Genomic DNA, 23,226 nt, shown 5'->3' on the forward strand with positions numbered 1-23,226 from the left:
CCGTGTGGACCTAGCTGGAATTAGACGCGCAGCGCAGAGCCCTCACGGCCGACAGGCGGCCGGGGCTGATAAATCGCTGATTTGCGTGCATGGGTCCATGGTACGCGAGGACATTTTCGAGCGAAACGTTCGCCTTCGCGCGATGATCGGGCGGCGTCGTCGTTTTCGACCGAGAAAGTGGACGGCGAGGAGGCCAGGCAAACCGGACCGACCGTTCGCCAATAAACTTGCCCAGTGATAAACCTTGCCGCTGTCCCCGACGCCCCGCGAAGCGACGACCAGGACCTGCTGAACCGTCTCGCCGCGGACCTTCGGACGGCGGACTACACCGTCGACGGCGTCGCGAATCTGGTCGGTGCCGACGCCTACGCAGCGCTCGAACGCGACCAGGCGGTGCCTGCCCTCCTCGCTGCCCGTGCGGCGGGGAACACCGGCCCCCAAAGCCGTCTGGCCGCCGTCGTGCTTGTTTTCCTGCTTGGTGAGACGGTGTCCGCCGCGTCGATTGACGGCGCGCTCCCTTCGGTCGGTACCGCCGGTCTGCTCGCGCTGGGACTGATGGAGGAGTACGACGGCGGCCTTTGCGCCTCGGTGGACCTCCGCCCCTATTCGTCGGACACCGGCGGTGACGTGTGGGTGACATCGGACCTCGGCTCCCACGTCCGGCCGGGAGTGCTTCGAACCGATCACGTGCTCGGAATCGGCCGGGCGTCGCTGACCCTCGCCCAGTTCGCGGTGCGCGCTCCGGTGGATCGGGCACTGGACCTGGGCACCGGCTGCGGAATCCAGACCTTCCACCTGCTCGCCCATGCCCGGCACGTCACGGCCACCGACATCTCCGAACGTGCGCTCGCAATCACCAGGTTCAACCTGCTGCTGAATGCCTCGGCGCTCGGGATCGATCCGGCGAACCTTGAGGCCCGCGTCTCGCTGCGTCTTGGGAGCCTGCTGGAGCCGGTGATGGGGGAGACGTTCGACCAGGTCGTGTCCAACCCGCCGTTTGTGATCACCCCGCGCAGCGCCGGTGAGACGGCTCAGGATCAGTTCACCTACCGCGACGGCGGCCTCGCAGGCGACGACATCGTCTCCTCCCTTCTCCACGCCATACCGGCGGTCCTGTCACCGGGTGGGACCGCGCAGCTTCTCGGAAACTGGGAAGTCCCGGAAGGGCAATCCTGGGAAACCCGGGTTGCGGGGTGGCTGCCGGACACCGCCGACGCCTGGGTGATCCAACGCGAGCAGGTCACGCCCACCCATTACGCAGAGACGTGGCTCCGTGACGCCGCTGAGAACCGGAACCCGGCCCGCTTCGCGGAGCGTTTCAGCACCTACCTGGCCGACTTCGCATCCCGTTCAGTCGAGCACGTCGGTTTCGGCATGGTGTGGTTACGGAACTCCGACAACCCGGCGACCCTTCGCCGCTTCGAAGAGATCACCTACGACCTTGAGCAACCCATCGGTCCGCACGTCAGCACGGCAGTCGCGCGACACGACTGGCTCGGTGCCTGCCAGGATCTGTCAGCCGAGCATCTGCTCGTCGCCGACGACGTCACCGAGGAGCGGCATCAACGCCCCGGAGCCGAGCACCCGGGCGTTATCCTGCTGCGGCAGGGCGCCGGTTTCCGCCGCACCACCCTGCTCAGCACGGAGCTGGCCGGTTTCATTTCCGCGTGCGACGGCGACCTCACCGCCGGCCAGATCACCGGTGCCCTCGCGGCGCTGTTGGACCGCGACGACGAAGAATTCCAGGTCGCACTGCTGGCGGAGGTGCGAAACCTGGTCGCGGATGGTTTCCTGGTCCCGGTTTCGGTGTCCAACGGCCGCTGATGCGACCGTCCGGGGGCGGGTTCGATGTGGTCGGATTATGCACAGTGGGATTCCCCGTGACGAGGTGCCTCCGGTCAAGCCGTTACCCTAGTGCAGGTAGGCATACCGCATACTGTGAAGGGCAGGACGCCCACCAATACAAATATTGAGCTCAGAATGAGCGGTTGTTCTGCTGTTTAAGAAGCACCTGTATCGAGGAGTGAAGTGCCAGCTAAGGCAACGGACAAGAAGCCCGGCAAGAAACTCGTAATCGTCGAGTCTCCGGCCAAGAGCAAGACGATTGCGGGCTACCTCGGTGAAGGCTTCGAGGTCACCGCATCGATGGGCCATATTCGCGACCTTCCCCAGCCTTCGGATCTGCCCGCCGAGCTGAAGAAGAGTTCGCTCGGCAAATTCGCCGTGGACATCGAGAATGATTTCGAGCCGTACTACGTCGTGTCGACGGACAAGAAGAAGCGTGTCGCGGAGCTCAAGGCTGCGCTCAAGGACGCCACCGAACTTTACCTGGCAACTGACGGTGACAGGGAGGGTGAGGCCATTGCGTGGCACCTCCTTGAGGTGCTGAAGCCGAAGGTGCCCGTGTACCGGTTGACCTTCCCGGAAATCACGAGGGAAGCCATCCAGCGCGCAATGGAAGAACTGCGCGACCTTGACATCCCCATGGTGGACGCACAGGAAACCCGGCGCATCCTCGACCGCCTGTACGGCTACGAAATCTCACCCGTCCTGTGGCGCAAGGTTGCGCGTGGACTTTCGGCCGGACGCGTCCAGTCCGTCGCCACGCGGCTGGTTGTCGAACGTGAGCGTGAGCGCATGGCTTTCCGCGCGGCGTCGTACTGGGACCTCACCGGCACCTTTTCGCCGGAAGATGCTACGAAGGGCGAGTCCTTCAGCGCGAAGCTCGTCTCCGTTGACGGAACCCGCGTGGCAACCGGCAAGGACTTCAGCGACCTCGGTCAGCTGAAGTCGCAGAGCGTTGCCCTCCTTGACGAGGCAGCCGCAAGGAGTCTGGCCGAAGGCCTGCAGCAGGCGGCCTTCGAGGTCCGCTCCGTCGACACGAAGCCGTACACACGCCGTCCGGCCGCACCGTTCACCACCTCGACGCTGCAGCAGGAAGCCGCCCGCAAGCTGCGCTACTCCTCCCGCGTGACCATGCAGGTTGCCCAGCGCCTGTACGAGAACGGCTACATCACGTATATGCGTACGGATTCGCCGGCGCTGAGCGATCAGGCGATCAACGCTGCCCGCCGTCAGGCCTCCGAACTGTATGGCGCCGAGTATGTCCCTGACGCACGCCGCGTCTACAAGGGAAAGTCGAAGAACGCGCAGGAAGCACACGAGGCTATCCGCCCCGCGGGCGACTCCTTCCGCACACCGGCGCAGGTAGCCAAGGAACTCCACGGAGACGAGTTCCGGCTCTATGAACTGATCTGGAAGCGCACAGTCGCCTCCCAGATGGCAGACGCCAAGGGTTCGACGGCGTCGGTCCGCCTCGGAGCGCGCACGCCTGACGGGAAGGACGCCGAGTTCTCGGCCTCCGGTACGGTCATCACCTTCCGCGGCTTCATGGCCGCTTATGAGGAGGGCCGGGACGCCTCCCGCGACGAGGATGACGCCGCAGGCGGAGCCGATCAGTCCGGACAGGGCGGGCGGTTGCCGAACCTCGCCGCCGGTGACGCCCTGGGCGCCGACTCCATTGAACCGATCGGCCACGAGACCTCACCACCGCCGCGCTACACCGAAGCCTCGTTGGTCAAGGTGCTGGAAGAACGTGGAATCGGGCGGCCCTCTACGTATGCCGCCACCATTTCCACGATCATGGACCGGGGTTACGTCCGCACACGCGGCCAGGCCCTCGTTCCAAGCTGGATCGCGTTCTCCGTGGTCCGCCTGCTGGAGGAGCATTTCCACGACTACGTCGACTACGACTTCACCGCCGAGCTCGAGGAAGACCTCGACCGCATCGCACGCGGCGAGGAGAGCCGCGTTCAGTGGCTCAACCACTTCTACTATGGTGATGGCAAGGAAACCGGACTGAGCACCATCGTCAATGACCTCGGCGAGATCGATGCCCGCCGCATCAACTCGGTGGAAATCGCGGATGGCATCGTCCTGCGCGTCGGTAAATTCGGGCCCTACCTGGAGAAGCCGTTGCCGGAGGACGCACCGGAAGGCACCGAGCCCCAGCGTGCCAACGTGCCTGAAGATCTTGCGCCGGACGAACTGACGGCCGAGAAAGCCGTGGAGCTGATGAACAGCCCCGCGTCCGAGGAACGCGTGTTGGGAACTGACCCGGAGACCGGGCGGGACATCGTGGCTCGCGATGGGCGCTACGGTCCCTACGTCATCGAGATCATCCCGGAGCCCACGGCCGAGGACCTGGCGAACCAGCCGATTGAGTACTACAAGAACGGCAAGCCCAAGCCGCCCAAGAAGCCTGTGAAGGTGAAACCTCGTACCGGATCCCTGTTCAAGTCGATGTCCGTGGAAACGGTCACCCTTGAGGATGCACTGAAACTCATGAACCTTCCCCGCGTCCTGGGCAAGGATGCTGAAGGCAACGAGATTACGGTCCAGAACGGGCGTTTCGGGCCATACCTGAAAAAGGGCTCGGACTCTCGCTCGATCGGCTCGGAAGAGGAAATCTTCACTATCACGCTGGAACAGGCGCTGGAGATTTACTCCCAGCCCAAGCAGCGTGGCGGACGGACCGCAACCCCGCCGCTCGCGGAGTTCGGTGACGACCCCGTGTCCGAGAAGCCGATCGTGGTCAAGGAAGGCCGTTTTGGTCCGTACATTACGGACGGCGTCACGAACATCACCGTCCCGCGGTCTACTGCGATCGAGGAACTGACCCGCGAAACCGCCGTGGCGCTGCTGGCTGAAAAGCGCGCAAAGGGCCCGGCGCCCCGCAAGTCAGGCGGTCGCGCGCCGGCCAAACGTAAGGCCACCGCCCGGAAGTAGGTAGCCCGTTCCGGGGTGACCTGCCGGTCGATTGAGTCTGTCGAACCGGCGCGCGACATAATGGGATCATGCGGCTAGGCGTCCTTGATATCGGATCCAATACGGTGCATCTCCTTCTGGTGGATGCGCACCCCGGGGCACGGCCGGTGCCCTACGCGTCCCATAAAAGGCCACTTCAGTTGGTGAGCTTCCTCGATTCCGAGGGCAGAATTAGTGATAAAGGCCAGCAGGAGCTGGTCGGCTTCATCCGTCAGGCCCGCGCCTTCGCCTCCGATCATCGCGCCGAGGATTTCCTCGGTTTCTGTACCTCGGCAATTCGGGAAGCCGGGAACGGTGAGGAAGTCCTGAGGCGTGTGGAGACTGAAACCTCGGTGGCCCTGCAGGAGCTCACCGGAGACGAAGAAGCCGCCATGACGTTCCAGGCGGTGCGGCGCTGGTACGGCTGGAGCACCGGGTCCATCCTCAACCTGGATATCGGTGGGGGCTCATTCGAAATGGCCATGGGGCACGATGAACTCCCCGAGGTCGCGCGCTCTGTGCCTCTCGGCGCGGGCCGACTCACCCGGGAATGGCTTACCGGCGATCCGCCGGCGCCCCGCGACGTAAAAAAATTGCGCCGTTACATCCGTCAGACGCTCAAGGAATCCGTCGGCAGCTTCACCGGCCTTGGAGACCCGCACCTCGTTGCCGGGACGTCTAAGACCTTTCGTTCCCTGGCGCGCATCGCGGGGGCGGCGCCATCGGCGGCCGGGCCGTTTGTCCGCCGCACGCTTCGACTCCGGGACCTCGCCCTGTGGGCGAAACGGCTGGAGGCGATGTCCGTCGCGGAACGGGCCAACCTCGACGGCGTCTCCGAGCTGCGTGCGCGTCAGGTGCTCGCCGGGGCGCTGGTCGCGGAGGCAGCCTTCGAGGTCTTCAATGTGAAGGAAATGGACATCTGCCCATGGGCTCTGCGCGAAGGACTGATCCTGCGGCGCTTCGACACGCTCATGTTCGAGGCGGAAGAGCCCATGCCGTCCGTCGGGGTAGGGCACGTGCGTCTGGGAGCGCCCTGAGCGGCTAGCCGGCGGCCGCTGGACCATGTTTGAGACGGCAAAAGAAGTGCCGGCGAGCCGTCAGCGTGATTGGGGGAAAACACTGCTGCGGCTCACCGGCACTGACCGAGCCAGGGAGAGCCCGGCCTCATCACTCGCACCTACATGAGGTAATAACGACTGTACTGCTATTTCGTGAAAGTGCACCCAAGAAAACACCTGTGAGGATGCTGGGAATCGTTCAGCCATGACACGATGGGCCGATGGCTATCAACATTCCACAGCACATTTCGTTCCTCGGCTGCGGCTCCATGAACGGCGCGATCCTCACCGGCCTGCTGGCTGCCGGGTTACCTTCGGCGCAGGTCACAGCTACCGTGCGGGATCCTGAGAAGGCTGCGAATCTCTCAAAACGGCACGGGGTGTCCGTTCTATCCTCCACTGAAGATCCGGGCGCCAACCGTACAGCGGCGGCTGAAGCCGACGTCGTGCTGTTGGGGGTGAAGCCGGTCGGAATCCTCGACCTTGCCCGGGAAATTTCACCCGCGCTGAAGCCTGGAACCGTCGTAATCAGCGTTGCGGCCGCCATCTCGATCGACATGCTCGAGGCAGCCCTGCCCGAGGGTCAGCCCGTCATCCGCTGCATGCCCAATACGCCCTCCAGCCTCGGCCGCGGGGTGCTGTCCATCTCTGCGGGAAGCAACGCGACCTCAGAGCTGATGGATCAGGCGCGCACTATCCTGAGTGCCGCGGGCACCGTCGTCGAAATCCCGGAGGAGCAGGTCGACGCGCTCTCGGCGGTGAGCGGTTCGGGCCCGGCATATGCGTTCTACCTCGCCGAAGCGATGGCCGCCGCCGGGATGAAGCTTGGCCTCGACGAGGAGCTCGCGAAACTGTTGGCCACCCGCACAGTCGCGGGCGCCGGATTCATGCTCGCGGAGGACGGTGCCGACGCAACCGCCCTGCGCAAGGCTGTCACGAGCCCTAACGGTACGACCGAGCGCGCCATTGCGACCTTCGACGAGCAGGGACTGCCCGACATAGTCGCTGCCGGGGCACGTGCAGCGGCGGAACGTGCCGCTGCGATCACGCGCGAGCTCGGCGGATAACCCTTCTCAAGGCCGCGCGGCGAACCGTTCGAGGAGATCCACGTGCCCGGAAACGATGAGCATGTCGCGGCTCGTGACCTTGGTGTCAGGCCGTGCATAGGTGAAGTCCTCGCCCGGTGACTTCACGCCGACCACCGTGACGCCGTACTTCGAACGCACCGCTGACTCGCCGAGGGTGAAGCCCTGGGTCTCCTTCGGCGGGAACATCTTCACGATGGCGAAGCCGTCGTCGAATTCGATGAAGTCCAGCATCCGGCCGCCCACCAGGTGGGCGGCCCGCTGGCCGGCGTCCGCCTCGGGGTAGATAACGTGATTCGCACCGATGCGTTTGAGGATCTTGCCGTGCGACGGGGTGATGGCCTTGACCCACAGGTTGTCAATATTGAGGTCCACAAGGTTCGCAGTGATGAGGACACTCGCCTCGATCGAGGTGCCAACCCCGACGACGGCGGCGGGGAACTCCTGCGCGCCGAGCTGGCGGAGGGCATCAATGTTTGTGGCGTCAGCCTGCACCACGTGGGTCAGGGTTCCGGACCACTTCTGGACCAGTTCCTGGTCCTTCTCGATTGCGAGAACCTCGCGCCCCTGCTTCACGAGCTGTGCCGCGGTGGCGGAACCGAAACGTCCGAGTCCAATCACGAGCACGGGCGCGTTGTGTGCTGGTTTTTCAGCCAATGATGGGCCTCTCTTCCGGGTAGTGGTAGAGCGTACTGCGCTGGCGCAGGGCGAGCGCGGAAGCAACGGTGATGGTTCCGAGGCGACCGGCGAACATGAGGGCTGACAGAACGTACTTGCCCTCTGGCGGGAGTTCAGCGCTGAGGTTGGTGCTAAGACCGCAGGTGGCAAATGCCGAGATCACCTCGAAGAGTACCCGGTTCAGCTCTACTCCCGAGATCCACAGGATGAGGCCGGTCCCAACGAGGACAATGGTGGCACCCGTGAAAATGACGGAAATAGCCACCCGCATGGCACCCTGCGGGATCTTCCGGCCGTAGACGCTGACATCAGAATCGCCGCGGGCTTCTGCAACGATTGCCAGGAACATCACGGCGATGGTCGTCACCTTGATACCGCCCGCTGTCGACGCCGACCCACCACCGGCGAACATGAGCGCGTCCGTCAGGAGCATCGTCGTCGGCTCCATGAGGCTTTGGTCCACCGTATTGAATCCACCGGAGCGGGTCATGATCGATGCGAAAACGGAGTGGATCATCTTGTCGCTCGCGCTTGAGGTCCCAATCGTGTCTTGATTGGTCCATTCCATTGCTGCCCACAGTGCCGCTCCTATGACGAGCAGGATCACTGAGACGTTGACGGTCAGTTTCGTATGCAGAGTCCACTTCTGCACATGGTGGCGGTACTGCACCAGGATGAGAATCGCAGGGAACCCGAGGCTGCCGACGAAGACGCCGACCATGATCGGCGTCAGGACCCAGAGGTCCGTGCCGTACGAGAGCAGGCCGTCGGAGTGGATAACGAATCCCGCGTTGTTGAAGGCGGAGATGGCATAGAAACTCCCGTGCCACACGGCCTCCCAGAACGGTTCGCCAAGAATGATGAACCGAGGTATCAGCGCCAGCGCCAGGACAAGTTCCATCACGACAGAGGTAGTGATGACGATCCGCAACAGGGTGCCTACCTCGCCCAGCAGGCTCGCGTTGTTCAGGGCAGATTGCGCCAGGAGCTTTCCCCGCACGCCAAGGCGCTTGCTCACGACCAGAGCCAGCAGTGAGGCGAGGGTGATTGTGCCAAGGCCTCCGACGAAGATGGCGATCAGGATGATCACCTGGCCGAAGAAAGACCAGTAGTCCGGGGTGCTCACGACGGTCAATCCGACGACACACACCGCGGAAACCGCGGTGAATAGAGCATCGTGGAGAGGCGCCACCTGGCCCGTTTGTGTTGCGAAGGGCAGGCTCAGCAGCGCGGTGAAGATCAGTACGACTACGAAGAAGACCAGCAGGGAAACCCGTGCGGGAGAACTGTTGACGATGCCGTCGATGAAGTCACGCGCCCTGCCGAACAATCGCAGGCGGACCTTTTCGTCCCCTCCCAACCACGAGGGGTGTTCTCGTGCCATCCTTGCTGTTCCGCTCCGATTCAGGTGGGTTACCGCTGACAGTCCTCCGAGTAGTAAATCACTTCCGGCCAAGGACTGTGGGCAGGAGCGGCGCGGATCGCGTAGCCTGCAGGAGTGGCCAGTATCTCCGATCCCGCCTGTGCAACTGCCTTTGCAACCAAGGTGGTGTGGGACGACTCCATGCTCGCGTATAACTTCGGCGCCCATCACCCGATGAACCCGCAGCGGCTTGACCTTACTGCGCGGCTTGTCCGGGCAGTTGGTCTCTTCGATCTTCCGCAGGTCGCAGTCGAGGCGCCGCAGGTGGCCGACGACGCCAGCCTGCTCACGGTGCATGACGCCGATTACATACGGGCGGTCAAGGCAGCCGACGCCGACCCGGACGCCGCCGACGGAGCGGCAGGGTTCGGAACAGACGACACCCCGGCCTTCGCAGGCATGCACTCCGCCAGCGCCCGGTTGGTTGGCGGTTCCCTCGCCGCAGCCGATGCGATTCTCTCCGGCGAAGCTCAGCACGCGGTGAACTTCGGCGGGGGACTGCACCACGCCGGCCGCGCCAGGGCCAGCGGGTTCTGCATCTATAACGACGCGGCCGCCGCGGTGCAGCGGTTGCTGGACGGCGGCGTGAAGCGCGTCCTGTATCTGGACGTCGATGCCCACCATGGAGACGGCACCCAGGAGATCTTCTGGGACGACAAGCGCGTCATGACCATCTCCATTCACGAGACCGGCATCAGCCTCTTCCCCGGGACCGGTTTCTCGAACGAGATCGGCGGACCGGCGGCGTCCGGGTATTCAGTCAACGTCGCCTTGCCCACAACCACGGGCGATTCGGGTTTCCTGCGTGCCTTTCATGCGGTGGTGCCGCAGTTGACCGCCGCATTCGAACCCGAGGTGATCGTGAGTCAGCACGGCTGCGACAGCCATGTGGAGGACCCGCTCACCAACCTGCGGATCACCGTGGATGCCCAGCACGCGGCCGCCGTCGCCGTCCGGGAGCTCGCCTCACGGTATTGCGAAGCACGCTGGATCGCCACGGGTGGCGGCGGATACAACATAACGTCGGTGGTCCCGCGCTCGTGGACCCTCCTTACGGCCGTAGCCGCCGGTGCCGACATCACCCTGACGACGCCGGTGCCCGCCCCCTGGCGGTCCTACGTCGTCGAGCGCTTCGGCCGCAATGCGCCCGAATTGATGGGCGACGGCTCCGACACGTGGTGGCAGTCGTGGGAAGCCGGGTTCGACCCCAATGAGAATCTGGATCGTTCGGTCATGGCGACACGCAAGGCTGTTTTCCCCCTCCACGGACTGGATCCCTGGTTCGACTGAACTCCCCGAGCATCGAGGGATGCCGCTTTCGATATATACGGTTATGGTAATGGGATGGTCATGGATGATGTGTTCGCCGTCATCGCCGAAGCCACTCGCCGTCAGATTCTGACATCGCTGCGAGACGGGGACAAAGCGGTTGGCGAGTTGGTTCTGGAGTTAGAGGTCAGTCAGCCCACGGTTTCCAAGCACCTCAAAGTACTGCGGGAAGCAGGGCTTGTGACCATGCGGGCGCAGGGTCAAAAGCGCTTCTACTCCCTCGATCCGGAACCGTTGCAGGACGTCGCTTCCTGGCTCGCTGAGTTCCAGTTGACCGTTCCGCAGGTCACTTCGTCTCTGGCGCCGGCCGTCGTTGAACCCGACCTCGGAGAACTCGTCCCCGTGACTCCGGCCCTGGCCCAACCCGATGGTACGCAGCCGTTCGGGCGAACAGTGGGCAGGGCTGCTGAGCGTGCCGCGGACCTCCTGTCCCAATTTCCCAAGCTGCGACGCCGCAAGGAGTAGCTGTTGCCGCAGGCTGTATGACGTCTCCGCGGGCACAATGGGGCACCGGCGTTTGGTGATCCGCAGCGCGACCGCTACGCTCATTCCCATGACAACCCGTTGGTATGCGTATTTTGCCTTGGCTCTGGAGGAGCCCGCGGCCTAGTACGCTGACCAACACCTTCAGAGCCAACAGGGCAGGACACGCTTCCTGCCCTTCGTCGTTTCCACGGCGGGTTCTGCAGGACAGTCCCGCCGAAGAACCTTCTTCGAAAGCCGGGACCCATGAAAACCCTCGCCACAGCATCCTCCAACGTCAACGTCCGCGGGATTGAACCGCTGCCGACGCCGGCCGCATTGATTGCCGAGCTGCCAGGCACCGACGAGATTGCTGATTCTGTTCGCCGTTCACGTGAAGAGATCAGGGCCGTACTCAATGGAGTCGACGACCGCCTCCTCGTCATCGTCGGCCCATGTTCCATCCATGACACCGATGCCTGCCTCGAGTACGCCCGACTACTTGCCGATGCTGCCCAGATGCACCGTGAGGATCTGCTGGTGGTCATGCGGGCCTATTTCGAGAAGCCCCGAACCACTGTGGGCTGGAAGGGGCTTATCAATGACCCCCACCTCGATGGCAGCCACGATATCGCCGCCGGCCTGCGTGCCGCCCGGGGATTCCTCCACGATGTCGCAGCCCTCGGCCTTCCGCTGGGCACGGAGTTCCTTGAGCCGATCAGCCCCCAGTACATTGCGGATCTGGTCAGCTGGGGCGCGATCGGCGCACGGACCACGGAGAGCCAGGTCCATCGGCAGCTGTCCTCCGGCCTGTCCATGCCGGTGGGATTCAAGAACGGCACCGACGGCGGTATCACTGTGGCACTGGATGCGTGCGCTGCCGCCGGTGCGCCGCAGGCTTTCCTCGGCGTCGACGACGACGGACGGGCAGCCCTCGTCTCGACCACCGGAAACCCCGACACACACCTGATCCTGCGAGGCGGGTCCGACGGTCCGAACTACGGCCCCGGTGACGTGGCGAACGCATCAGCCAGACTGGCAGCGGCGGGTCTGAACGAGAAGCTGATCGTCGATGCGAGCCACGCGAACAGCGGCAAGGATCACAGGCGGCAGGCGGAGGTCGCACGGGAGCTGGCAGACGCCGTGGCAGACACGGACAGGATCGCCGGCGTCATGCTGGAGAGTTTCCTCGTCGAGGGGGCACAGAAGCTTGATGTGAGCGCCCGCGGCGAGCTTGTTTTCGGCCAGAGCGTCACCGATGGGTGCATGGGATGGGGCGTCACGGCTTCGGTGCTGGGTGATCTGGCGAGGGGAGCGCGCCGCCGTCGTAGTGTTGGCCAATCGTGACCGGCCTCAGCTTTCACTTTGGTCACACCACCCACTAGAGTATCTCCCTAGACGGATAATCCTACGGTCTCAAGGCGACACGCCGTCCGGCGTCCCATCTGTTCTCGGTGGACGCCATCTCAGGGTTAGCTCCAGAGAATAAGGACAGTGGTGAGATGACGAGCGGGAGCAACTTTTCCGACGTGCGCTTCCTGACGGTCGCGGAGGTCGCGAAAGTAATGCGGGTATCGAAGATGACCGTGTACCGGTTGGTGCACTCGGGGGATATGCCGGCCGTCCAGTTCGGGCGCTCATACCGGGTGCCTGAATCCGCGGTGCAGCAGTACCTGCGCTCCGCTACGGTGGAGGGCGAGTCGGGTACCGGCTAGGGGTACCGGCTGAGGCCGGTCAGGAAGGCCGGTTTGAGCGGGTACTCTGTTAAGAAGCGTTTTGCGTAGGCGGCCGTTCGCACGGCCGCATGATGTACGTCATCGCGATGTACGTCTTTTGTCAGATTCGAGCGTCCCTGTCGCAGTTGATGCGGTAGAGGTTGTCCGGAACCGGAATCAATAGTTTGTGAGGACTTTATGGGTTCAGTAATCAAAAAGCGCCGCAAGCGGATGGCGAAGAAGAAGCACCGCAAACTGCTTCGCAAGACCCGCCACCAGCGCCGCAACAAAAAGTAGCATCGCATCCGGTCCGCCAGTCAGGCGGACCGGTTTTGCATTTAAGGGCTAGCCCCTCATCCTGGTGAAGCCGCGCCACAGACCGTAGACGGCCCCCGCTCCGGTTGCTGCCTTCAGACCAAGGGTGGCTGCACGACGGCCGCTTCGGAAATCGTAGATGGGCCAGTTTGCGTCACGGGCGTGCTTGCGGAGGCGACGGTCCGGGTTGATTGCTACCGGGTGGCCCACAAGGCTGAGCAGTGGGATGTCATTGTATGAATCGCTGTACGCCCAGCAGCGAGACAGGTCCAGACCTTCGTTCCCGGCCAGTTCGCGAACGACCGTAGCCTTTGCCGGGCCGTGAAGGAACTCGCCCACCAGTTTGCCGGTGTAGAGACCCTCAAATACTTCTCCCACGGTGCCGAGCGCCCCCGTAAGTCCCAAGCGATTGGCTATGACACTGGCCACCTCCACCGGGGTGCCCGTGACCAGCCAGACGCGGCGCCCATTCCGAAGATGCTGCTCCGCCAGGGCACGCGCTCCCGGCCAGATCTTCGAAGCGATCATTTCGTCGTAGACCTCTTCGCCGAGGGCCAGGATGTCCTCGTGGGCAATGCCGATGGCGAAGGCGAGCGCGGCGTCCCGCACCGCATGAATGTCAGTCATGTTCTCGCCGCGCATGGTAAAGCGAAGTTGCTTCCACGCCAGCCCTGCAGCGAAGCGCAGGGTGAAAGCGCGCCGCTGGTACATCTTGCGGGCCACATGGAAGAGGCTGGCGCCGCGCATCATGGTGTTGTCGACGTCGAAAAAGGCCGCTTCTCCAGTCGGACCGCCCAGCGATGCCGCTTCAACCGGCAAGGACTCCGTGGCGGACCCCGGTATGACGACGGGTCGGAGGCTGGCTGCGGACATAGCACGAGTCTAATCACTGCTTGGCACCCGATGCGCCCGCCCGCGCCCGTAACCCCTCCTTAGCTCCCACACTTCGCTTCGCTCTGCGCCCGGCCCGCGGCCAGTAGGCTTAGGAGATCATGAATGAGCAGACCCAGCCGCCGGCGGGGGACTGGACCTCCGGCCTCGTGTTGGTGACCAGGCCCGACTGCCACCTGTGCGAAGCAGCCCGGGAGACAGTTGCTCGCGTCACCGGCGACCTTGGCGTCAGCTGGCGGGAGGAATCCATCACCGCCCACGCCGAGTTGCTCGAGCGATTCTCGGAAGAGGTACCCGTTCTACTTCTCGATGGAGTCCAACGCGACTTCTGGACAATCGATGAGACCCGCCTGCGCCGGCTCCTTGCCTGATGGACCGCATCGACCAGCGAATATCGGGCATCGAACTTTGAGCGCTCCGCCGGGGGACCTAAAGTGGAAGGTATCCCGCCGTCATCCTCCGGCGGGCGGGCGGAGCAGGTCTGGGCCGCCGGCGAACAGTGATGGAGCGATGGACCAGTGACCATGTCGGAGATCCCCGGCCTACGGGCGGCCGCCAGTGACCAGCAGGGCAGGCAGATTCCGCCTGCGTCTCTGGCCCGGTTGACGATTTACCTGCGCGCCTTGAACTCATTGCTGGCGGAGGGTATCGAGCGGGTGTCCTCCGAGGAACTAGCCGATGCGGCGGGGGTGAACTCGCCCATGCTTCGCAAAGACCTGTCCTATCTCGGTTCCTATGGAACCCGCGGCGTGGGCTACGACGTCCAGTACCTCAACAGCCAGATCTCGACCGCACTGGGGCTCACCCACGACTGGCGGGTTGCGATTGTGGGCGCCGGCAACCTCGGGCGGGCACTTGCCGGGTACTCGGGATTTCAGTCGCGGGGCTTTGAAGTGGTTGCTCTGTTCGACGCTGACCAGATGGTTGTGGGCACGGAGGTGGGCTGGCTGCGCGTCAGTCCCGTGCAGGAACTTGCTACGGTATTGCGTCGGACCAGTGCCAATATGGCTGTTCTTGCCGTGCCGGTCAGTGTCGCCCAGGAGCTTTGCGACGAACTCGTTGAGGCAGGCATCACGAGCATTCTGAGTTTCGCGCCCGTTGTGCTGCAGGTTCCCGACCATGTGCAGTTGCGCAAGGTGGACATGGCTACGGAACTTCAGATCCTTGCCTATCACGCGCAGCGGGCACAGGATCCGGACGCAGATGCCGGTCCCAGTGCCCGCGCTGCCCAATAAGCCAGAGTCCTAGCGGGAGGACCCGCCGGGTGCTCCCGCTAGTGGGTGATCTGCTGCGCTCTGAAGTAGGCGTTGGAAGGCTTGAGCCAGCACAACACCACTCCGGCCACACCGAGCAGGACCACGAGGATGTTGATGGCGATCGCAAAGCCGCTGGGCTGGAGGCTTTGATCGCCGAGCTGGGCCTGAACCTCGGGGTTCGACTGGAGCGCTGCGAGCGTAAACCAGCTCATCAACAGGAGCAGAAGCGAGATGCCGGCCAGAACCGTTGCGGTGATGCGAGCCCAGTTGTGCCCCTTGCGGATGAAGACAGCGAGGAGGACGTAAACGCCGGTGGTGAGGATGCCGACTATCAGCGCTATTCCGATGCCGATGCCTGCAGCACCGGCTGGTCCGGCGCTGCCTGACCCAAGCAGCGTGGAGATGAAGTTCAGCGCCCCCGCGGCGATGATCAGCCAGAAGGCCAGATTCACTTCCTGGGGCAGCGGCGGTCGGGCGGCCTCCGGCATATGGGCTGCGCTGGGATAGGCATACCCGGCCGGCTGGGCCGACTGGTAGGAGTACGGAGACGCGGGTTTCTGCGGCTCCGGCGATAAACCCGCCCCGGAGTTCTGGGTCGGTCCGGGCTCTGCGGGATTCAGCGGGTCAGTTCCGGAGAGCTGACGCGGGTCACGTTCGGATGGCTCGGGATCGTGTGATGGCGTACTCATGCGCCCAGCGTACCGCCGGGCACCAGGCGTTGGGCCCTTTCGGGGGAAAACCAATGGGGCGTACCGGGGGATCCGGTACGCCCCATAAAGGGATCGTCTGTGACGAGAAGAGCCTAGTTGGCCGAGGGTGCCACGAAGGCGGCGTCGAGGTTGATGGTCACCTTGTCGCCCACCAGAACGCCGCCGGCCTCGAGGGCTGCGTTCCAGGTCAGGCCGAACTCCTTGCGGGAGATGACGGTCTGGCCGGAGAAACCTGCACGGATGGCTCCGAAGGGGTCAACAGCAACGCCGTTGAACTCGGTGTCGATGACAACTTCCTTGGTGATGCCGCGAATTGTCAGGTCGCCGATGAGCTTGTAGGTCTCGCCGGCGCCTTCCACGCGCTTGGACTCGAAGGTCATCTCGGGGAACTGCTCGACGTCGAAGAAGTCGCCACCGCGTACGTGGGCGTCGCGGTTCGCGTCGTTCGAGTTGAAGGATTCAGTCTTGATGGTCGCGGTGACCTTCGAGTCCTCGAGTGAGGATCCGACCTGCAGGGTGGCGTCGACGGTGTCGAAGTTTCCGCGTACCTTGCTGATGCCTGCGTGGCGGACGGTGAAACCGACTTCGCTGTGCGAGCCGTCGAACTTCCAGGTGCCGTGGGTGAGTCCGGTGGGGATAGCCATAATGATTCTCCTGATCTGCAGTGCTCTTGGTTGTACGGCCGGGTGGCCGAACGGGCTTGTACATGTAATAAACATGCATTTGCATCTTTTATTCCAGAGATCGCTTGAAACTTCAAATGTTCTTCCTGGCTAGTATTGCCCGCTCGATTTAACCGTCTGACTCGAGGGATGCGAAACTTGACTCATGCCCTCAGCCACCGTTCATCTCGTGCGCCATGGCGAAGTCCACAATCCGGACGGGATCCTTTACGGCCGCCTGCCTGAGTTCCATCTGTCAGAGCTCGGCCGCGAGATGGCAGAGCGGATAGCAACCTACTTCACGGAACGCAGGAACGACGGCGCCGAAATCGTGCATCTGGTCGCTTCGCCGCTGACTCGCGCACAGGAAACCGCCGCGCCGACGGCCCGGGAATTGGGCCTGTCTATCGTGACCGACGAGCGCATTATCGAAGCGGAGAACCGCTTCGAGGGGATGACGCAGGTAGCCCAACAGCTCAGGCACCCCAAGCACTGGAAGTCGCTCAGAAACCCGTTCACCCCGTCCTGGGGCGAGCCGTACAGTGCTCAGGTGGAGCGGGTAATGGCAGCGGTTCATGACGCGCGCCGCGAAGCTCTAAAGGCTACCGGCGGCAAGGACGCTGAAGCGGTGATGGTCAGTCACCAGCTACCCATCTGGGTTGCCCGGCTCGCCGCCGAGAAGCGGCGCCTGTGGCATGATCCGCGTCAACGCAAATGCACACTGAGCTCGGTAACTTCCCTCTATTTCGACGGCGACGAGCTCACCGGCGTGAGGTATGAGGAGCCGTGCGCCGACCTGCTCCCCGGCGCGAAGAACCTCCCGGGAGCGTAATACGATTACTACACGTTGTAGAACTTGTGGAAGATGTTGTGACTCATTCTGATGCTGCCCACCGCCGCCGACGAGGCGGCAGGATGATGCGCCTGATCGCGCCGGTGCTCGCCGCCGTCGTCGTCCTTTCAGGCTGTGCCGTACAGGACCCGCTGGCCCAGCAGGCAGCTGAAGGCAGTAACAAGAATTACATCGCCGGTGACGGTTCCGTCACCGAGTACACCGCCGCGGAGCGGGGTGAACCCGTGCAGATCGAGGGCACGCTCTACAACGAGATGGCTGTTTCCTCGTCCGAGTGGCCGGGAGATGTGACCGTCCTGAACTTCTGGTACGCCGCCTGCGCCCCGTGCAGGGAGGAAGCACCCGACCTCGTTGCACTCCATGAGGAGTACCAGGCACAGGATGTCCGGTTCTACGGCGTGAACATCCGTGACGGTAAGCAGAACGCGGAGGCGTTCGAGCGGAACTTCGGCATCCCGTACCCCAGCTTCAACGACTCCGACGGCGGGGTCCTCCTGTCGATGACAAGCTACGTTCCGCCGCAGGCCGTGCCGACAACCATTGTGCTGGACAAGGAAGGGCGCGTCTCCGCGCGCATCCTGGGTTTGGCCGACAAGGGAACCCTCAGCGCGCTCATAGACTCCGCGCTGGCCGAGTAGTGGCCGTGACCTCCACCTTTCCATCCGGTGCCGTGATTGCACTGGCTCCGGCGGGGAACGCCTTCGCTGACACGGTGCTCAACGGCTCCATGCTGCTGGCGCTGCCCGTGGCCCTTCTGGCAGGTCTGGTCTCGTTTGTGTCGCCCTGTGTGCTCCCGCTTGTTCCCGGATACCTCGGATACGTCAGCGGACTGACCGGCGTTGACCTGGAGCAGCAGAGGCGTGGGCGGATGGTGGCCGGGATTGGTCTTTTCGTGGTCGGTTTCTCGCTGGTCTTCATGGCCTACGGTGCTCTGTTCGGGCAGCTCGGAGCGTGGATGGCCGGCTCCCAGGAGTGGCTGATCCGGATCTTCGGCCTCGTGGTGATCGTGCTCGGAATTGTGTTCATGGGCGGGCTGTCGTGGTTCCAGCAGGACCGGAAGCCTCACGCCAGGGTTCCGAGCGGCCTCTGGGGGGCACCGCTTCTCGGGCTGACGTTCGGTCTGGGCTGGGCCCCGTGCATCGGGCCGACTCTCTCTGCGGTGCAGCTGCTCGCTTTCTCGAACGACGGCGCCAGCGCGGCCAAGGGCGCGCTGCTCACCTTCGTCTACTGCCTGGGCCTTGGACTGCCGTTCCTGCTGATCGCCCTGGGACTGCGGCGGGGGATGGGTGCGCTGGCCTTCTTCCGGCGCCACAGGCTGCTCCTGCAGCGATCCGGGGGTGGAATGCTCATCCTGGTCGGCGTGCTCATGGCGTCCGGAGTCTGGAACCTGTGGATCAACGAGCTCCAGCAGTGGCTGGGCGGCGTCACTCTCCCGATCTGATCGACTCATGAATAATTCGAAGGCTGAAGCTAAGGACAACCCAATGGCAACGAAGGACCGCGAAGACAACGTCGCGCTCCCAGCTCTTGGGTTCCTGGGCACCTTGCGCTGGATGTGGACCCAGCTGACCAGCATGCGCACGGCCCTCTTCCTGTTGCTCCTGCTTGCCGTCGCAGCCGTACCCGGCTCGCTCTTCCCGCAGCGTCCCGCAAACCCCGCCGTTGTCACCCAGTACATTCAGGACAACCCGGAGACCGGCCCCATTCTGGACTGGTTCCAGCTGTTCGACGTCTACTCGTCCGTCTGGTTCTCCGCGATCTACCTGCTCCTGTTCATTTCGCTGATCGGGTGCGTCATCCCGCGCGCGATCGCCCACGGCCGTGCCTGGCGCTCGAAGCCGCCGCGCACACCGAGTCGGCTCTCACGAATGCCGGTACACGGCACGTTCGCCCTCCCGGCCGGACCAGGATCCCGGTCCAGCGGGCAGGACGGCGGGCGTCCGATGTCGTCCGGTGCCGCCGTCGTCGACGCTGCAGGCGTGCTGAAGAAGCGCGGCTACCGCGTTGATGTGCGCGACGAGAACGGTACCCGGCCCTCAGTCGGCGCCGAGCGGGGATTCCTGAAGGAATTCGGGAACCTCGTGTTCCATCTGTCCCTGATCGGCGTGCTGGTCTCCGTAGCCGTCGGCGGGCTGTTCGGCTACCGCGGGCAGAAGATCCTGGTCGAGGGCGAGACATTCGTGAACACGCTCGTCGGTTACGACTCCTTCACGCCGGGCACCAACTTCTCCGAAGACAACCTGGACCCGTACTCCGTCACGCTTGAGAAATTCGACGTCAAGTTCGACCGGCAACTCACCCACTATGGGCAGCCCATCGACTTCACTGCCACCATGACCACCAGGACCGCACCCGGGGAGGAACCGGAGCAGCGGATCCTGAAGGTCAATGAGCCGTTGACCATCGGCGGCACCAGCGTGTACCTGGTGGGCAACGGCTACGCGCCCGTCGTGACAGTGCGCGACGGCGACGGCAACGTCGCGCACCAGGGCCCCGTGGTGTCGATCCCGCAGGACGGCCTGTTCACCTCCCTGATCGTGCTCAAGGTGCCCGACGCACAGCCGGAGCAGCTCGGCTTCGTGGGCTTCTTCCTGCCCACGGCGGCGATCGACGAGAACGGTGTCTCCTTCAGCCGCGACCCCGACCCGTTCCTTCCGCAGCTGAACCTCAACTCCTACTACGGCGATCTTGGACTGGACGACGGCGAACCCCAGAACGTGTACGTCCTGAACACCGACACCTTGACCGAGCTGAACAGCCGGAACAGTGAGGCGGGCGGCATCGTGCTCGACGCCGGTGAGACGTTCGAATTGCCCGACGGCCTGGGCTCGATAACGTTCGACGGGCTGCGCCGCTACGCAGCATTGGATATCACCCACGACCCTGCTGAGGTCGGCGCCCTGGTGTTTTCATCCCTGGCCCTTGCGGGGCTCAGCGCCTCCCTGTTCATTGGCCGACGCCGGGTCTGGATACGCACGGGCACCGGCGCGGACGGCCGGATCACGGTCGAGTACGGTCTGTTGGCCCGCGGCGAGGATCACAGGCTGGCAGGCGAGGGTGCTGCAATCGAGAAGCTTCTGCGGGAACGCTGGCTGGCGGGCGGCACCGAAGACGACGAGAATGAGACAGCGCACGCGGGGGCCTCGGCGCCCGTAAGCGGTAAGGACAACTGATGCAGAACATTAACCAGACCCTTGGGCAGTACAGCGAGCTGTTTATGCTGCTCGCGGCTCTCGCCTATACGGTGGCTTTCCTCGCCTTCACCTGGGACCTCGTCAAGAGCAGCAGGCGCATCCGCGAGATGGAGGCAGGCCTCGCCGAATCGGCCGAGGAGCGGGAGCTCGTGCTCGCCGGTGCCGTAGCGGGAGGCAAGCGCGGGAAATCAACCGACGACGACGGCGCCCCAGCCGGTTCGACGGCCGACGACTCAATGAACTACCAGGGCGAGCGACGCTCCGCGGCCCGCATCGCCGTCGCACTCACCATTGTCGCTGCTGCAATCCACGCGGTTGCGGTGGTCAGCCGCGGTGTCGCCGCCGGCCGGGTGCCGTGGGGCAACATGTACGAGTTCTGTACCACCGGCGGCCTGGTGGTTGCTGTTGTCTTCCTGCTGGTGCTCACGCGCAAGGACCTGCGGTTCCTGGGCACTTTCGTAATTGGCCTCGTGGTGGTCATGCTGTGCGCGGCCACGATCGGATTCCCGACGCCGGTGGCCAACCTCGTGCCCGCCCTGCAGAGCTACTGGCTAATCATCCACGTGTCCGTGGCCGTTGCGGCCTCCGCGCTGTTCACCCTGACCTTCGCAATGTCGGTGCTGCAGCTGATGCAGGCTGACCGGGTGGCACGGCTTGCCTCCGGGCGGAACGACCGGCTGCCCTTTATGCGGCTGGTTCCCTCGGCCCTGAGCCTGGAGAACCTCTCCTACCGCATCAATGCGATTGCCTTCGTGCTGTGGACGTTCACCCTCATGGCGGGAGCCATCTGGGCGGAGAAGGCTTGGGGACGTTACTGGGGCTGGGACACCAAGGAAGTCTGGACGTTCGTGATCTGGGTGGTCTACGCCGGTTACCTGCACGCCCGTGCCACCCGCGGCTGGACCGGGACGCGCGCCGCGTGGCTGTCGATCGTGGGCTACCTGTGCATCGTCTTCAACTTCACGATCGTGAACATCTACTTCTCGGGACTGCACAGCTACGCAGGCGTCTGACCGCTGGACACCCAGCGCTTCAACACCCCGACGTCGAATTGGAAGGACACGCCCCTAATGCCGACGCATTAGAGGCGTGTCCTGCCAATTCAGTTAAGTCAGTTGAAGGCCTAAGCGGTCTTGCCGTCGTTGGCTGTGCCCTCGTCCTTCTTTTTCTCCTCGCGGGCCCGGCGCTCGGCCTCACGCTTGCGCTGTTCTGCCTCGCGGGCTTCCTGACGGCGGCGTACCTCAAGGTTGCGCAGGAACTGCGGGTCGTCGTCGGGCGCGGTTGGCCGGCGCGGCTGACGCTGGCTGGGGCGGTCATCGCCGCGGGGACGCCCGAAGAGGAACCACAGGCCGGCGCCCAGGAGGGGAACAAGGAGGATGGTGAAGAACCAGGCGGGTTTCGAAATGCTGCGCACTGATTCGGCGCGGCTCATGACGCAGTCGAACAGCGCGTAAATAATGACAGCGATCCCCAGGATCACGAGGAACAGCAACAGGCGCGGCATGCATCAATTGTAGGCGAGTAAACTTGGGTCGTGCCCTTCCTCAAATTCACCGCTTTACGCCTCGGCTTCGTCGTGGTGTTCTTTGTGATCTGCTACTCCCTCGGCCTGGGGGCGATCTTCTCCGTGATTGCCGGGGCCATCATGGCATGGTGCGTCACGTACCTCTTCTTCCGAGATCTTCGCAACGAAGCAGCGTCATCCCTGCAGCGCCGATTCCGCGACGGAGCCCCGCCCGTCCGCACCGCCAGCGAGCTCCGGGATGCGGACGCCGAGGACACCCTGGACCCCAATACGCCAGTCAACTCGGACCGCCGCCAGCCGTAATCGAGGCGCGGGATCAGGTCTAGGACAGCGAGCTCGAGAGCACCAGGCCGGCGCCGAACAGCACGCTGAAGCCCAGGTTGATGATTCCCGTCTGTTTCAGGACGGGAATGAGGCTGCGTCGTTTCTTGCCCTTGAGCATCAGCCAGCTCGGCATCAGGCACAGCGGGACCAGGAGCAGGACCAGCAGCACCCACGGGTAGTCGTAGACAAGGAACAGCGGCAGCAGCAGCGACACCGCAAGCATCATGACGTAGCTGATCCGGGCAGCCGTGTCGCCGAGCCGGACAGCGAGGGTGAGCTTGCCGGCTTCCCGGTCGGTGGGGATGTCCCGCACGTTGTTCGCCATCAGCAGCGCCATGGCGATGATCCCGGTACTGACGGCGCCTACCCAGGCGGGGGCGCTCAGCTGCCCGGCCTGGGTGTAGGTGGTCCCAAGGGTCGCCACCAGGCCGAAGAAAACGAAGACAAAAAGGTCCCCGAGGCCCATGTATCCATAAGGATTGCGCCCGCCCGTGTATCCCCAGGCTGCCGCAACGCAACCCAGGCCCACGAGCAGGAGGAACCAGGCCTGGGACAGCACAATCAGAGCGAGACCGGTGACCATGGCCAGTGCAAAGCACCCGAAGGCGGCCCACTTCACCTGCGACGCTTCTGCCGCCCCGGACCCGGTCAACCGCAGTGGGCCGACGCGGTCATTGTCGGTGCCGCGGATACCGTCGGAGTAGTCGTTCGCGTAGTTGACCCCCACCTGCAGCAGGATCGCCACCATGGCGGCCAGAAGGGCATGCACGGGCTTGAATGCCCCGAGGTCAAAGGCCGCGGCGCACCCGATGATCACGGGCGCCACCGCCATCGGAAGCGTGCGGGGGCGCGCTCCCTCCACCCATTGCGCAGCTGTTGCCACGGTGTTCCTCCGGTTGTCTACGGTGTTGATCTTGCCTGGACGCTGCTCTGAAGCGCG

Annotated in this window: 24 protein-coding genes; 17 read left to right on the forward strand and 7 right to left on the reverse strand. The window is 64.0% G+C overall.

Annotated elements, in window-relative coordinates; all coding sequences use genetic code 11:
* Positions 1-234 precede the first annotated feature (234 nt).
* The 4 genes from AC5RTB_RS05135 to proC all read left to right on the forward strand — a co-directional run bounded on the left by AC5RTB_RS05135 (position 235) and on the right by proC (position 6,931).
* Positions 235-1,824 carry a DUF7059 domain-containing protein gene (locus tag AC5RTB_RS05135; protein WP_494060007.1) on the forward strand — a complete coding sequence of 530 codons (1,590 nt, stop codon included), beginning with the start codon at positions 235-237 and terminating at the stop codon, positions 1,822-1,824.
* A 204-nt stretch (positions 1,825-2,028) separates the two neighbouring features.
* Positions 2,029-4,788: a type I DNA topoisomerase gene (gene topA / locus AC5RTB_RS05140; RefSeq protein ID WP_494060008.1), complete on the forward strand. Its 2,760-nt coding sequence runs from the start codon at positions 2,029-2,031 to the stop codon at positions 4,786-4,788.
* A gap of 68 nt (positions 4,789-4,856) precedes the next feature.
* Complete coding sequence (locus tag AC5RTB_RS05145) at positions 4,857-5,843, forward strand: Ppx/GppA phosphatase family protein (RefSeq protein WP_494060009.1); 987 nt, start codon at positions 4,857-4,859, stop codon at positions 5,841-5,843.
* A 254-nt stretch (positions 5,844-6,097) separates the two neighbouring features.
* Positions 6,098-6,931 (forward strand): pyrroline-5-carboxylate reductase, encoded by an 834-nt coding sequence (proC, locus tag AC5RTB_RS05150; protein WP_494060405.1) that lies wholly within the window; start codon positions 6,098-6,100, stop codon positions 6,929-6,931.
* Positions 6,932-6,937: 6 nt separating this feature from the next.
* Here proC and AC5RTB_RS05155 read toward each other — a convergent pair whose 3' ends face one another.
* Entirely contained in the window at positions 6,938-7,576 is a 639-nt protein-coding gene (locus AC5RTB_RS05155; RefSeq protein ID WP_494060406.1) for a potassium channel family protein, read from the reverse strand.
* 22 nt (positions 7,577-7,598) lie between these two features.
* Complete coding sequence (locus AC5RTB_RS05160; RefSeq protein WP_494060010.1) at positions 7,599-9,011, reverse strand: TrkH family potassium uptake protein; 1,413 nt, start codon at positions 9,009-9,011, stop codon at positions 7,599-7,601.
* 180 nt (positions 9,012-9,191) lie between these two features.
* On the opposite strand from AC5RTB_RS05160, the gene AC5RTB_RS05165 reads away from it, so the two are divergent.
* The 5 genes from AC5RTB_RS05165 to AC5RTB_RS05185 all read left to right on the forward strand — a co-directional run bounded on the left by AC5RTB_RS05165 (position 9,192) and on the right by AC5RTB_RS05185 (position 12,853).
* Complete coding sequence (locus AC5RTB_RS05165; protein WP_494060407.1) at positions 9,192-10,340, forward strand: acetoin utilization protein AcuC; 1,149 nt, start codon at positions 9,192-9,194, stop codon at positions 10,338-10,340.
* 54 nt (positions 10,341-10,394) lie between these two features.
* Positions 10,395-10,844: an ArsR/SmtB family transcription factor gene (locus tag AC5RTB_RS05170; RefSeq protein WP_494060011.1), complete on the forward strand. Its 450-nt coding sequence runs from the start codon at positions 10,395-10,397 to the stop codon at positions 10,842-10,844.
* Positions 10,845-11,108: 264 nt separating this feature from the next.
* Positions 11,109-12,188, forward strand: a complete 1,080-nt coding sequence (locus tag AC5RTB_RS05175; protein WP_494060012.1) for a 3-deoxy-7-phosphoheptulonate synthase — start codon at positions 11,109-11,111, stop codon at positions 12,186-12,188.
* Positions 12,189-12,343: 155 nt separating this feature from the next.
* Positions 12,344-12,556 carry a helix-turn-helix domain-containing protein gene (locus tag AC5RTB_RS05180; protein ID WP_490889962.1) on the forward strand — a complete coding sequence of 71 codons (213 nt, stop codon included), beginning with the start codon at positions 12,344-12,346 and terminating at the stop codon, positions 12,554-12,556.
* A 198-nt stretch (positions 12,557-12,754) separates the two neighbouring features.
* Entirely contained in the window at positions 12,755-12,853 is a 99-nt protein-coding gene (locus tag AC5RTB_RS05185; RefSeq protein WP_003792170.1) for a 30S ribosomal protein bS22, read from the forward strand.
* A 48-nt stretch (positions 12,854-12,901) separates the two neighbouring features.
* Here AC5RTB_RS05185 and AC5RTB_RS05190 read toward each other — a convergent pair whose 3' ends face one another.
* Complete coding sequence (locus tag AC5RTB_RS05190; RefSeq protein ID WP_494060013.1) at positions 12,902-13,744, reverse strand: HAD family hydrolase; 843 nt, start codon at positions 13,742-13,744, stop codon at positions 12,902-12,904.
* Between the two features lie 119 nt (positions 13,745-13,863).
* Here AC5RTB_RS05190 and AC5RTB_RS05195 point away from each other — a divergent pair, with 119 nt between their 5' ends.
* On the forward strand, positions 13,864-14,133 hold the full coding sequence (locus AC5RTB_RS05195) for a glutaredoxin family protein (protein ID WP_494060014.1): 270 nt from the start codon (positions 13,864-13,866) through the stop codon (positions 14,131-14,133).
* Between the two features lie 153 nt (positions 14,134-14,286).
* Positions 14,287-14,997 carry a redox-sensing transcriptional repressor Rex gene (locus tag AC5RTB_RS05200; protein ID WP_494060015.1) on the forward strand — a complete coding sequence of 237 codons (711 nt, stop codon included), beginning with the start codon at positions 14,287-14,289 and terminating at the stop codon, positions 14,995-14,997.
* A gap of 38 nt (positions 14,998-15,035) precedes the next feature.
* On the opposite strand, the gene AC5RTB_RS05205 is transcribed toward AC5RTB_RS05200, so the two are convergent.
* Both AC5RTB_RS05205 and AC5RTB_RS05210 read right to left on the reverse strand, forming a co-directional pair.
* Entirely contained in the window at positions 15,036-15,707 is a 672-nt protein-coding gene (locus tag AC5RTB_RS05205) for a hypothetical protein (protein ID WP_494060016.1), read from the reverse strand.
* Between the two features lie 113 nt (positions 15,708-15,820).
* Positions 15,821-16,372 carry a YceI family protein gene (locus AC5RTB_RS05210; protein WP_494060017.1) on the reverse strand — a complete coding sequence of 184 codons (552 nt, stop codon included), beginning with the start codon at positions 16,370-16,372 and terminating at the stop codon, positions 15,821-15,823.
* A gap of 184 nt (positions 16,373-16,556) precedes the next feature.
* Between AC5RTB_RS05210 and AC5RTB_RS05215 the strand changes: the two genes are divergently transcribed.
* The 5 genes from AC5RTB_RS05215 to ccsB all read left to right on the forward strand — a co-directional run bounded on the left by AC5RTB_RS05215 (position 16,557) and on the right by ccsB (position 21,450).
* Entirely contained in the window at positions 16,557-17,222 is a 666-nt protein-coding gene (locus AC5RTB_RS05215; RefSeq protein ID WP_494060018.1) for a histidine phosphatase family protein, read from the forward strand.
* Between the two features lie 38 nt (positions 17,223-17,260).
* Positions 17,261-17,881: a TlpA family protein disulfide reductase gene (locus AC5RTB_RS05220; protein ID WP_494060019.1), complete on the forward strand. Its 621-nt coding sequence runs from the start codon at positions 17,261-17,263 to the stop codon at positions 17,879-17,881.
* A gap of 89 nt (positions 17,882-17,970) precedes the next feature.
* The gene (locus tag AC5RTB_RS05225; protein ID WP_494060408.1) at positions 17,971-18,684 is read left to right on the forward strand and encodes a cytochrome c biogenesis CcdA family protein; all 714 of its coding nucleotides are present in this window, start codon (positions 17,971-17,973) and stop codon (positions 18,682-18,684) included.
* A gap of 43 nt (positions 18,685-18,727) precedes the next feature.
* The gene (gene resB / locus AC5RTB_RS05230; protein WP_494060020.1) at positions 18,728-20,416 is read left to right on the forward strand and encodes a cytochrome c biogenesis protein ResB; all 1,689 of its coding nucleotides are present in this window, start codon (positions 18,728-18,730) and stop codon (positions 20,414-20,416) included.
* Positions 20,416-21,450, forward strand: a complete 1,035-nt coding sequence (gene ccsB, locus AC5RTB_RS05235) for a c-type cytochrome biogenesis protein CcsB (protein ID WP_494060021.1) — start codon at positions 20,416-20,418, stop codon at positions 21,448-21,450. The genes resB and ccsB overlap by 1 nt, the downstream gene beginning before the upstream one ends.
* A gap of 110 nt (positions 21,451-21,560) precedes the next feature.
* Here the strand turns inward: ccsB and AC5RTB_RS05240 are convergent, their stop codons facing one another.
* The gene (locus AC5RTB_RS05240) at positions 21,561-21,941 is read right to left on the reverse strand and encodes a PLD nuclease N-terminal domain-containing protein (RefSeq protein ID WP_494060022.1); all 381 of its coding nucleotides are present in this window, start codon (positions 21,939-21,941) and stop codon (positions 21,561-21,563) included.
* 30 nt (positions 21,942-21,971) lie between these two features.
* Between AC5RTB_RS05240 and AC5RTB_RS05245 the strand changes: the two genes are divergently transcribed.
* Positions 21,972-22,265, forward strand: a complete 294-nt coding sequence (locus AC5RTB_RS05245) for a DUF4229 domain-containing protein (RefSeq protein WP_494060023.1) — start codon at positions 21,972-21,974, stop codon at positions 22,263-22,265.
* Positions 22,266-22,284: 19 nt separating this feature from the next.
* Here the strand turns inward: AC5RTB_RS05245 and AC5RTB_RS05250 are convergent, their stop codons facing one another.
* A complete protein-coding gene (locus tag AC5RTB_RS05250) occupies positions 22,285-23,169 on the reverse strand; it encodes a 1,4-dihydroxy-2-naphthoate polyprenyltransferase (protein WP_494060024.1) in 885 nt (294 codons plus the stop codon).
* Between the last annotated feature and the right edge of the window lie 57 nt (positions 23,170-23,226).

Source organism: Arthrobacter sp. M71 S08 (assembly GCF_059089725.1).

Excerpts from the sequence above, each read along its gene's own strand:
- AC5RTB_RS05145 (WP_494060009.1), top strand. The coding sequence starts at position 4,857 with ATGCGGCTAGGCGTCCTTGATATCGGATCCAATACGGTGCATCTCCTT.
- AC5RTB_RS05160 (WP_494060010.1), bottom strand. The coding sequence starts at position 9,011 with ATGGCACGAGAACACCCCTCGTGGTTGGGAGGGGACGAAAAGGTCCGC.
- AC5RTB_RS05165 (WP_494060407.1), top strand. The coding sequence starts at position 9,192 with ATGCTCGCGTATAACTTCGGCGCCCATCACCCGATGAACCCGCAGCGG.
- AC5RTB_RS05170 (WP_494060011.1), top strand. The coding sequence starts at position 10,395 with ATGGTCATGGATGATGTGTTCGCCGTCATCGCCGAAGCCACTCGCCGT.
- AC5RTB_RS05175 (WP_494060012.1), top strand. The coding sequence starts at position 11,109 with ATGAAAACCCTCGCCACAGCATCCTCCAACGTCAACGTCCGCGGGATT.
- AC5RTB_RS05180 (WP_490889962.1), top strand. The coding sequence starts at position 12,344 with ATGACGAGCGGGAGCAACTTTTCCGACGTGCGCTTCCTGACGGTCGCG.
- AC5RTB_RS05185 (WP_003792170.1), top strand. The coding sequence starts at position 12,755 with ATGGGTTCAGTAATCAAAAAGCGCCGCAAGCGGATGGCGAAGAAGAAG.
- AC5RTB_RS05190 (WP_494060013.1), bottom strand. The coding sequence starts at position 13,744 with ATGTCCGCAGCCAGCCTCCGACCCGTCGTCATACCGGGGTCCGCCACG.
- AC5RTB_RS05195 (WP_494060014.1), top strand. The coding sequence starts at position 13,864 with ATGAATGAGCAGACCCAGCCGCCGGCGGGGGACTGGACCTCCGGCCTC.
- AC5RTB_RS05200 (WP_494060015.1), top strand. The coding sequence starts at position 14,287 with ATGTCGGAGATCCCCGGCCTACGGGCGGCCGCCAGTGACCAGCAGGGC.
- AC5RTB_RS05205 (WP_494060016.1), bottom strand. The coding sequence starts at position 15,707 with ATGAGTACGCCATCACACGATCCCGAGCCATCCGAACGTGACCCGCGT.
- AC5RTB_RS05210 (WP_494060017.1), bottom strand. The coding sequence starts at position 16,372 with ATGGCTATCCCCACCGGACTCACCCACGGCACCTGGAAGTTCGACGGC.
- AC5RTB_RS05215 (WP_494060018.1), top strand. The coding sequence starts at position 16,557 with ATGCCCTCAGCCACCGTTCATCTCGTGCGCCATGGCGAAGTCCACAAT.
- AC5RTB_RS05225 (WP_494060408.1), top strand. The coding sequence starts at position 17,971 with ATGCTGCTGGCGCTGCCCGTGGCCCTTCTGGCAGGTCTGGTCTCGTTT.
- resB (WP_494060020.1), top strand. The coding sequence starts at position 18,728 with ATGGCAACGAAGGACCGCGAAGACAACGTCGCGCTCCCAGCTCTTGGG.
- ccsB (WP_494060021.1), top strand. The coding sequence starts at position 20,416 with ATGCAGAACATTAACCAGACCCTTGGGCAGTACAGCGAGCTGTTTATG.
- AC5RTB_RS05240 (WP_494060022.1), bottom strand. The coding sequence starts at position 21,941 with ATGCCGCGCCTGTTGCTGTTCCTCGTGATCCTGGGGATCGCTGTCATT.